Source organism: Massilia violaceinigra, assembly GCF_002752675.1.
In the GTDB taxonomy this organism is placed as follows: domain Bacteria; phylum Pseudomonadota; class Gammaproteobacteria; order Burkholderiales; family Burkholderiaceae_D; genus Telluria_A; species Telluria_A violaceinigra.
Genome location: NZ_CP024608.1, coordinates 4974146 through 4984047, shown reverse-complemented (window position 1 = coordinate 4984047; position 9902 = coordinate 4974146). Strand labels below are relative to the sequence as shown.

At 62.1% G+C, this 9902-nt stretch carries 1 protein-coding gene (cut by a window edge); it reads right to left on the bottom strand.

Going from position 1 to position 9902, the window contains the following annotated elements; translation table 11 throughout:
* Positions 1-46 precede the first annotated feature (46 nt).
* Positions 47-9902 carry the 3' portion of an SDR family NAD(P)-dependent oxidoreductase gene (locus CR152_RS21585; RefSeq protein ID WP_099878356.1) on the bottom strand. It continues 4310 nt past the right edge of the window, so 9856 of the gene's 14166 nt are visible here — the last part of the coding sequence; its start codon lies beyond the right edge, outside the window; the stop codon is at positions 47-49.

Here is a 9902-nt window from a genome sequence, read left to right as displayed (position 1 = left end):
GCGGCGCTAGTTTGATTGGGTGAGCTTTTTTTGGGTCGCAGAGGGCTTACACGAGCTTTCTCAATAGTTGGGCGCCCTGGGTGGCGTCGAGCGACGATTCGTCGATCCGGTCGATGAGGTCTTCGATCAGCCGCAGACTTGCATTGGCAGCAGGCGTGCGCTCGGCCTTCGTCACCACGGTCACCGGACGGCGCAGGACCGGGCTGTCGAGCCAGTATTCGTCCTGCGCGAACGGATAGGTCGGTAGCTGCATGCGGTCCGGCGTGATTGCGCCATGGAGCCTGTTCCAGTCGAGATCCATGCCCTTGGCCCACAGTTCCAGCAGCTTCGAGAACTTTTGACGTGCTATCCATTTGTCGATTGCTTCGCTGATGTCTTCGTCGTGAATGAAGCTGCTCAGGCCATCGTTGTTGCGCTGGACCTGGCCGCGGCACGAACCGTCGATATCGTCGTCGCCATCGACGTATGCTGCGAGATTGGCTACCAGCTGATCGACGCTGCTTACCACGAAGCCAACCCGCATTTCCATCGGCTCGCGCCCGACCTGCAGGGTGTAAGCGACCGCGCCCAGGTCGACGCCGGCAGCGGATGTGCGCAGGAAGTCGCGCAATTCGCTGGCCTTTTGGCGGAGTTGTTCCGCGCTCTTGGCCGACAGCGGAACGATCACCGCGTCGTCCGGATTGCGCACCGCCGCCGCACTGCGGGCCGGCTGGTATTCCTGCACGATCACGTGGGCGTTGGCCCCGCCGGCCCCGAAGGACGAAATGCCGGCGATACGCGGCTTGACCTTGCCATCTACCAGCGGCCGCTCCCAAGCCGTCAACGCCTGATTCACCTGGAACGGCGTCTTCTCGAAGCGGATGTGCGGATTCAGGCTGGAGGAATGCAGGGATGGCGCGACCTGCTCGTGCTTCAACTGCAGCAGCACCTTGGTCAACCCGGCGATGCCGGCTGCCGCCTCCAGATGGCCGATATTCGACTTGGCCGAACCGACCAGGCAGTAGCCCCTATCCTGCGTGTCTTTCGCAAACGCCTGCTGCAAGCCGGCGATTTCAATAGGGTCGCCCAGTTCCGTGCCCGTGCCATGCGCTTCGATGTAGCTGATGTCGCGCGCGCTGATGCCAGCCTTGTCGATCGCGATGCGCACCAGCTCGGCCTGGGCAACCGGGTTGGGCACCGTAAAACCGTTGGTTTTGCCGCCGTGGTTCACATGCGTCGACAAAATCACGCCATGAATGATGTCCTTGTCGCGCACCGCCTGGTCCAGCGACTTGAGCAGCACCACGCCGACGCCCTCGCCCGGCACGAAGCCGTTGCCCGCCTCGCCAAAGCTCTTGCACAGCCCATCTTTCGACAACATGTGCTGGGACGACATGTCCACGTAGCTGGTTGGATGCAGGTACAGATTCACGCCGCCGGCAAACGCCAGGTCGCAATCGCCGTCGTTGATGTGCTTGCAAGCCTCGTGAATCGCCGTCAGGGACGACGAGCACATGGTGTCAACCGGCAAGCTCGGACCGTTCAGGTCCATGAAATACGACAGGCGGTTGGCGACCGAGCTGAACGACGTACGCGGCCAGAACTTGTCGTCACTTTGCGCGGTGTTGCGGTACAGACTGTATCCAGCCCGGGTGATGCCAGCGAATACGCCTACCCTGCCCTTGAATTTGCGCTTGAACACGCTGCGGGTGTAGGCGGCATTCTCCATTGCGCCCCACGATGCCTGCATGAAAAGGCGTTCCTGCGGGTCCATGTTCAGCGCTTCGCGCGGCGGAATGCCGAAGAACAGGGTATCGAATTCTGCGAACCGGTCGATGAAGCCGCCGCGTTTGCAGTAGCTCTTGCCTTGCTCGACCGCCTTGTGTTCGTCCGGCTCGAAGAAACCGGCCATCGACCAGCGTTTTTCAGGGATGTCGCTGATGGAATCCTTGCCGGCTTTCAAGTTGTCCCAGAATTGCTCCAGGTTGTGCGCGCCTGGATACATGCCGCTGATTCCGATGATGGCGATTGCTTTCTGCTGGCCTGGGTTGTGGTTGACCGGAGCCACGCCACGCGACCTGCCGCGCACGGCCCGTGTCAAAGGCAACGTTGCCTGCGGCGCCGAACGTTCCAGCGCGAGCATCCGTTCCAGCGCCGCCCGCTGCGTCTCCACCAGATGCCCGGCCAGCGCGTGCACTGTCTGGAACTGGTAGAGCAAGGTGCTGCCGACGTCGCCAAAATGCTTCTGCAACTGCTGGTTGACGATGCTGACCGACACGGAGTCGATGCCGTAGTTTTCCAGCGATTGCTCCGGATCGATGAGCTGACGGTGGATGTTGAGCGCTTTTCCGAACAATTGCTGGCAGAACTGGACAGTTTTGGCCCGCAAGACGTCATCACCGGCGACTGGCGCGGTGGTGCGCACAGCCACAGGTGCAGGTGCAGGAGTGGAACGGTCGACCTCGAACAGGCCTTCCAGCTTCTCCAGCTGGGTGTCGATCAGGTGGGCCGCCAGCGCATCGACCGTCTGGAACTCGTACAGCACCGTGCTGCCGATCTCGTCGAAATGCTTCTGCAGCTCCTGGTTGACCAGCCCGATGATGATTGAATCGATGCCGTAGCTTTCCAGCGGCTCGCTTGCATCGATATCGTGGCTGGCGATCTTGAGCGCCTTGCCGATCACCTGCTTGCAGAACTGCACTGTTTTGTCCCTGAGCAGATCGCCGCTGTTTACGCTCACCGAGGCCAGGCGCGGCGCTACGGTCTTGGCGCTGTCAACCGGCACCTTGACCACGGGACGCTGACGCACGACGCCGTCGCTAAAAGCCATGATGATCTGCTGGCCTGCCGCGTGCCCTTCGCTGCACGGGAACTGCACTGAGTAAAAGCCTTCTTCCTCCAGCACCATTTTCCAGGAGTCAGGGTACAGGCCCGGCGAGCCGGGAATCCTGACCTCGTCGTCCTCGTTGAGCCACCAGCCGTCCAGCAGGCCGAAGGTCAGGTGGCCGGAGACCGATTTATCGCTGATTTCATTAAGCAGCAGCATGCCGCCCTTGCGCAGCACTGCCTTGGCGTTGCGTACGGCGTTGCGGATGTTCTTGGTGGCATGGATCACGTTGGCGGCAATCACCACATCGTAGCTGCCGGGTTCAACTTGTTGCTGCGCAAGCGGCTGCTCGACGTTGAAGATGCGGGTGACCAGGTACGGCGCGCGCGGCGCGTAGATATTTTCCGCATGGAACAGGAATGCCTTGGACAGATCGGTGTAGCAATATTCGGCGATCCGGTCCTGATAGGGCGTCAGCTTGTCCAGAATGCTGACCGTGGTCGCCCCGGTGCCCGCGCCAATTTCCAGCATCTTGATCCGTGCAGCCGGCTCGACGTTCAGACGTGCCTGGACGGCGGCCACCAGGGTCTCGCTCAGGCTGACGTTGTAGGCGAGCGAGAGCGTGTCAGACTTGTAGACCCGTTCAACCAGTTCCAGCGACGAGTTCGGAAAGATCACATCTGTGGCCTTCTGCTTTCCGGTCAGGATGTCCGGCAATGCGCGCAGGCACTTATCGACCAGCTGGCACAGCGCTGCCTTGCCGTCGGCTTGCTGCCAGACAGTCATCGCGTGGTCCCATTCGGCCCAGATTGCCGCCAGCGGGGTCTTCTCCTGCGTAGCGATCAGCTTGCTTTCCGCGCGCCAGCGTTCATAGGCCGGCAGCACGGTCGGCGTGGTCTCGAGTATGGCGCCCAGCAGGCGTGCAATGAGCGCTTCCATTTCCTGGCCAGCATGCTCTTTCATGTGCACGAACGGCGACGCCCGGTTCATGCGCGCGATTTCCGCGTCGGGCACCACCATGGCGGCGGTGGCCTGATTGTCGTAGCTGGTCATCCATTCTTCCGCGCCGGTGTGCGGCACGGTTTTAGCGATCGACATCTGATCGATGCCGCTGGCAATGAACTGATCCAGCGTCCGCATGCCTTCCGTCGGGTCGAGCGGCCGGTAGCCGATGTCGTTGAAATACGTCTTGGCAGCGTCGGTCAGTGCCTCGCCCGCGCCAACCGACCAGTAGCCCCAGTTGACGACTTTGATGGCGCAATCCCAGTGCTTGCCCAGTTGGAGCGCAAACGCATCCTTGAAGGTGCATCCGGCCGAATAGCCGCTCATCCCCGCGCCGCGCACAAACGATGCGTTCGACGAGAAGAACAGCGCGAAATCGAGTGCTTCCTTGTTGAAAACCTGGGCAATACGCACGCTCAGGTCGATTTTCACTGACAGAACCGCCCTGAAATCGTCTTCCGACACCGTTTTGAGGCTCTGGTCGAAGGCGCCGACAGCCGAATGCACGATGCCGTGAATGGCCGCGTGGCGGCGCTTGATTTGCTGGTAGGCGGCCGCCAGTTCGCCAGGTTTGCTGGCATCGGCCTGGAAATACTCGGGAGTTTTGCCGAGTGGAGCGAAGCTATCGAGTTTTTGCTGGATTTCCGCGTTCAATTCGCGGCGGCCGATCCAGATCACGTTTGCCTGATACTGTTCGATGACGTGACGGCTCCAGATTTCACCCAGCCCGCCGCTGCCACCGATGACGATGTACACGCCTTGGAAGCGGTACGGCGGTTTTGCATCGGCCAGGCCCGTGACGCGGACCAGCTTCTGCGCGAACCATTCGCCCCCCCGCATGGCGTAGCAGGCATTTTTCGCCGCCCATGGCAGCTTTTGCATGGTGGTCACCGCGAGGCCGGTCAGCGCTTGCAGATCGAGCATGCGAATCTGCCAGCGCGGATATGCATCCGACATGCTGCCCGAAAAGCCTTGCAGTCCGGCGTGGGTTGGGTTGACGACGTCCGACGCCAGGACCGGGAGGTTGTTCAAGGTGACGATATCCCACGCCAGGGCGCGTTTTTCGTAACCGAGGCTCGTCAGCGCACGCATGATCCGCAGCACCTGCATGATTCCGCCGCGCTGGTCGTCGATGATCGATTCTTCGGTAAAGGTATCGACCGCGTAAGCCGATGCGATCCAGATCAATCGGTCGACATCGACGTTTTGCAGCGTGGCGCTGATGTCAGTGACGGTGTCGCCTTCTTCGATGCGCATGAACGTGGTGGCAGAGTAGTGCTGCTGCAGGACAGCGCGCTGCTCGTCGCTGGCGTTGATGACCAGCACACGCTCACCGGCCGGCGCTTCAGCGGATGGCTTGACCGTGTCCCAACGGGGCGTTGTCATCACCATGACCGCGTTATCCCCGCTCTCCACGGATGTTCGTTCGACAAAGTCGGCAACGCCACGCACATGCACGCTGTCCTGAGCGCCGGCCGTGTAGATCTCGAACGCGATGCTCTCGTCGTCGTTAGCGAACAAATCGACCACCAGTTCGAGGCTGCCGGTGATGCGCAGCGGCGACTCCCAGCTTACCTCCCCAATGTCGATGGTTCCGGTTTGGTCAAGATCGCTGGTCGAGTGCTCCACCGCCACGCGCGCCATCTCCAGCAAGGCGGAAGGTGCCATGACCTTGACACCATCGTTGGTCCGCTCGAAGCATGCCTCCTCGCCGCTGAAACTCGAGCAGTAGCGCTGCTGGCTCAATACCGAGACGTTTTTGTGAAGCAGTGGATGCAGCACACTGGCGGCGGCTTGTTTCGGCACGCTGGCCGTGCCTGCGCCGATCCAGAAGCGCTCCTTTGCAAACGGATAGCCCGGCAATGCCATGCGCTGCGGCTTGGTGTCGCCATACAGCATGGACCAGTCCAGATCGAGACCCTTGACCCACAGGTCCAGAAGCTTGCCCAGCGCGCGCTGGCCCAGCCACTTATCGACGATCATCGCTTTCATATCGTCGTCCTGGACAATCAGCTTCATGCCTTCCTTGTGTCGCTTGACCTGGCCCTGATACACGCCATCGATGTCGCCCACGCCCGCGGTCCAGGCTTTCAGCTTGGCCCACAGTTCGTCGACTGAGCCTGCCAAAAAGCCCAGCCGCTCACCCATCACGTCACGGCCCAGCTGCAAGGTGCAGGCCAGTTCGCCCAGATCGACCGCACCTTCGCGTGCGTCGATAAAGGCCAGCAGATCGCTCGCCGCCTGGCGCAGTTGCTGTTCGGTGCGGGCCGACAAAGGCACCACCATTTTTCCATCCTGCGTGAGAATCGATATGTCGGCCTTTACCTGCGCGCCTGGCTGGTGCTCGGCGACCACGATATGCGCATTGGTGCCGCTGAAACCGAAGGAGCTGATCGCCGCGCGGCGCCTTGCCCCGCTCGCGACAGCCCATGGTTTGAGCGTGTCGTTGATGTAGAACGGGCTGCCCTCAAGCTGGAAGTGCTCGTTGCGGCGCTCGAAGTTGATGGTTGGCGGCAGAGCGCGGTGCTGCAGCGCGAGAACGAGCTTGATGAAGCCCGCCGCGCCGGCCGCCGTCAGGCAGTGGCCAATATTGCTTTTTACCGAACCAAGGGCACAGTAGCCTGCCGTATCGGTGAACGGTTTGAAGGCCGCCTTGAGTCCCGCCACCTCGATCGGGTCGCCCAGTTTGGTGCCGGTGCCGTGCGCTTCGATCAAGCCGATGCTGGCCGGGTCGATGCCGAACTTGCGGTAGACCGACTGCAGCAGCCGCGTTTGCGATTCTTCATTCGGCGCGGTGATTCCGTTGGTCTTGCCATCCTGGTTCACGCCCCAGCCTTCGATCACGGCTTGTATGCGGTCGTTGTCACGCTCGGCGTCCGCCAGGCGTTTGAGCATCATCACGCCCACGCCCTCGCCCGGCACAAAGCCGTTGGCGCGCTGATCGAAGCTGAAACAACGGCCATCGGTCGATAGCATGCCCGCCTGCGCCGTCATGATGTGCATCGCCGGACCGGCCATCACATACACGCCGCCCGCCAATGCCAGATCGCTGTTCCCGGCGTTCAGGCTGTCGCACGCGTTGGCGATGGCTACCAGCGACGACGAACATGCCGTTTCGATCGATATGCATGGCCCACGCAGATTCAAAAAGTACGAAATTCGCGCCGCGAGGATCGAACTTGCGGCACCGGTGAAGCCTTGCGCGCTCAATTGTTGCTCCGGGGCCACCTGAAGGTAGTCGCTCGGCCCACAGCCGACGAACACGCCGCACTGGCTGCCCGACAGCGACTGCGGGTTGTAGCCGGCATTCTCGATACTGTGCCAGCACGATTGCAGGAAGAGGCGCTGCTGCGGGTCCATGCATTCCGCTTCGGTTGGGGAGATGCTGAAGAACAGTGGGTCGAACAGGTCGTATTCGCCGAGCGCGCCGAGCCATTTGCTGTTGGTTTTGCCGGCCTTTGGCGCTCCTTCCTGATAAAACGCACCGAGATGCCAGCGTGTGTCGCTCACTTCGTCGATGCAGTTCCTGCCTTCGGCGAGGTTGGTCCAGAATTGGTCCAGATTGTTCGCCTTGGCGAACTGCCCGGCCATGCCGATTACCGCGATCTGCTGCGATGCGGTCGGCAGCGCCGGGACAACCGGCGATGCGGGAGCCGCAATCACCCGTGCGCGGCCACGCCATGAAACGAGCGCGCTGCGTGTTGAGGCAATAGCGCGTAGCGGGGCAGCGGCCACCGGTGGGGGCGTATCCTGGACCACAGGCTGCCCGACTTCATCTTGGAGCAGTCGCCCGAACTGCTTCAGGGTCGGGTGACTATAGACCTTGGTGGCTTCGATGTTTGTGCCGTAGTGCTCATTGATCTTGCGAACCCAGGTCACGCCGGTGATTGAATCGAGGCCCATGTCGATAAACTGGGTGGTCTCGTCGATTTCGTCAACGCTCAGATGCAGTTCCTTGGCGAGCATTTCCTTGATCTTGCCGATCACCGCGCCTGACGATGCCGGTGCATGAGCTGGCGTGCTCTCGACTTCCGGCACGGAGGCATCAGCAACCAGGCGGCTCAACTCCTTCAAGGTCGGGTGGCTGTACACCTTGGTGGCCTCGATGTCCGTGCCGTAGTGCGCGTTGATCTTGCGGATCCAGGTGACTCCGGTAATGGAGTCGAGGCCCAGGTCGATGAACTGGGTGTTGTCGTCGATTTCGTCCGGCTCCAGGAACAATTCGTGCGCCAGCATCGTTTTCAGCTTGCCGATGATGGACGAAGACGCTGGCGCGGTCTTTGCCGATGCGGCCACCGGTTGCGCCTTGTCCGTGGCGACTTTCGCCAGGATGTTGCCAAGCGTGTCGGCATTCTTGACGAAGGTTTGCTCGTGCATGTCGACTTCGCGGCGGTAGCTGTCGTCGCGCGAGCGGCGCAGCGCATCGGTCGACAGCCGCTTGAGCTCCATCAGTCGGGCACGCGGCTGCTGCGCCATGCGCGTGGCCAGCGCAATCGCCGCCGCGACCACGTCGCGGCGCGGCAGCACCGTGAGCGGCACGCCGCGTTCCTTCAACTCGTGTCCGGAGATTTCCTTCGCCGTCAGCAGCGTCTCGCGCGCCAGGTCGTAGCCGATCTTCGCAGGGAACATCAAGGTGGAGCCGGCGCCGGGCGTAAAGCCGTAGCCCATGTAGGGGCTGAGGTAACGGCTCTCCTCACTGAGCAAAATCACGTCGGCGAACATCCCGAACGACCAGCCGCCGCCGATACCGTGGCCCTGAATGGCGGCGATCACCGGCAGCGAGCAGTCCATTGGTAGCTGGAACACCTTCTCGTCGGTGAAGCTGGTCTGGCCTTCCTGGATCGCCAGCAGCGTTTCCATGGTGCCGCCGGTGGCGAAATAGCTGTCGTACCCGGTCAGGACCACCGCCTTGTAGCCTGGCGTTTGCTCGATGTGCGCAAAAGCTTCCTTCAAGCCGGCGACCAGCGCCTCCGAGAACATGTTCTTCGCGTCGCGGTCCTGCATGCGGACCACCACCACGCCATCGGCGTGTGCAGTCAACGACACCACGCATGAGTGCAGCTCGACCGGGCCTGGCGGCGGAGAAGCGACGTCCGCCACCACTGCTTCCGGCAGTGCCGCGACGTCCGCGCCGCGCGCCGGTTTCCATGGCCGCTTGCTCCACAATGCCGCCAGCTCGTGCGCCTGCGCCAGGGGCTCGCCCACACGTGCACCGAGATCGGCGCCGGAGTAGCTACCGCCTGCCAAACCGATTTCCTGGCCCAGAACAGAGTCGAGACCCCGGGAGCACGGTATCGGCGAGGTGGTGTAACGGGCGTCATGTTTGTAAATGGCAGCGTCGCAGGCCATACCGAACAGCCACGCCATGCCCGTAGCGTCGCCGTCGAACGCGGTGATGACAGGGATCGGGCAATCGCGCACGAGCTGCTGCAAGGCGGCGAAGGTTCGGTCATCGGTCTGGGGCAGAAAGCCCTTCAATGCGCTGGTGACAATGGCTACGCGCGTACCGGCATCGAAACCGCGCTTCAAGTCCGCCATCAATTCCTTGACGCCGTACGCCTTGCCCAGCTTGACGACGACGATACCCTGCGCCGGGCTACCGGCAGGCGGTTCGACCGGCTCCAGGGCGCCGGCCAAGGTCAAAAGATGCCGGCCCAGGTGCGTTTTCAACAATCCGAGCGCGAGGCGCGATTTTTGCGCCAGGTCCGCAGCCAGTTGCCTGGCTTTTGCATCAACTTCCGCTGTTGGCGCAACGATGCCGATAGACGGTTTCCGACCGATCCGGTACAGAAACGCATCGGCTGCGGACACGCCCAGCCGCTCCTGGAACAGGCGATCTTCCGCAGCGCTTGGGAAGATGCCCTGTTCTATCGCCGTGAAGCAGAACCCCCCGCCCTCGCCACGCACGATAAAGTCGCACAGTGCCGCCAGCAGCATGCCCACGCCGCTGGCTCCATCGCGCACAACTGCGATGAGCGGATACGGGAACGCGGCAACGGCAGCCAGCAAGCCACTCTCGACGGCCTCGTTGCAGGCGGCCCGGTCGCCGCGCCAGAACTGCGCGTTGCGGGCGTTCAGCAACAGCACCTTGAGC